Source organism: Methylobacterium sp. 285MFTsu5.1, from assembly GCF_000383455.1.
GTDB lineage: Bacteria > Pseudomonadota > Alphaproteobacteria > Rhizobiales > Beijerinckiaceae > Methylobacterium.
Genome location: NZ_KB911360.1, coordinates 1 through 1108, shown reverse-complemented (window position 1 = coordinate 1108; position 1108 = coordinate 1). Strand labels below are relative to the sequence as shown.

The following is a 1108-nucleotide window of genomic DNA, read 5'->3' as shown; positions in this document are numbered from 1 at the left end:
GGAGGGGAATGGCTGCGCCGAGCGCTTCATCCGCATCCTCAAGGAGAACCTGTTGTGGGTCGAGCACTTCGATACGGTCGAGGATCTGCGCCACGGCCTGCTGGCGTTCCGGGATCTCTACAATGAGGCGTGGCTGATAGAGCGACACGGGTTCCGGCCACCGGCCGATATCCGCGCCGCGCAGCTTCCACCCGCGGCCATCGCCGCGTAGGCTTCAGATCGGTGTCTCACAATCCGCAGGCGGTACACCCGGTCGCATCTCGGGCAAGATGACTAGGCTTTCGCGGGCATCCTGCCATACGCGGCGTCTCAGGGTTTCTGAGGGGGCAAGGTCCCGATCGCGGTTTGGAACCCAGCCGACGCAGGAGCCAAGACATGTCGGTCCAGCCGGCGTTGGCTTCGATTGTCGCGCCTTCCGAACCACGAGGTCCGGTTAGACAGCGGAGCAGCTGTTCGGCGTCCGTCCGGAGCACGGCTTCTGCGTGTGGAATATGCAGGCCTTCTAATGATGACCGAGCGGCCGGCGGCCGCCGTCGCAGGTGATCGGATCGTGTTCGATCGCTTCGTGGGATACCGGACGATCCCGGGTCGGACCTGAGGCGTGACGGTTTGGGAGTTCAAAGCGAAGGGCGCGAGTGTGTTTGACGGCCTTCTGATCTCACCATGGGACGGTATACACGGCGGCCTGGGTCGAGCTTTGCATCACAGCACCCAGGCCGCCTGCCGCAGGCCGGTTGGGGCGGGCCTTCGCGACAGGGACAGCTAATATACTTTTTCTTTCTGATCGATTTCAAAAGGCCGAGATTTTGGTTTCGACCGTAACCGTTATCGGGGACTGTCAGGAATTTCGTGTGCGGGCGGCCATAGTGGACCCGAAGGAGGTTCCCGATGGCACGACGCAAAGCACCCCGCATCCCTGACGCAATCCTGGATCACCTCCTGGCCGGGGCCGATCCGAAGACGGCCTTCGAGGCCGATGGCCTGCTGGACGAGCTGAAGAAGGCCCTGGCCGAGCGGGCGCTCAACGCCGAGATGGACCATCATCTGGCGGGCGAGGACACCGGCAACACGCGCAACGGCTAGGTGACGCCAACGTCGCGGATCTGCG

The 1108-nt window shown here is 63.4% G+C and carries 1 protein-coding gene and 1 pseudogene; both read left to right on the top strand.

The annotated features are described in order from the left end of the window. On the top strand, positions 1 to 211 hold a 211-nt coding region (locus tag H288_RS0131955; protein WP_158684291.1), incomplete at its 5' end, for an integrase core domain-containing protein. Positions 212 to 888: 677 nt separating this feature from the next. Then, positions 889 to 1080 (top strand): annotated as a pseudogene (locus tag H288_RS0131945) (IS256 family transposase); the annotation flags it as partial. Positions 1081 to 1108: the final 28 nt, after the last annotated feature.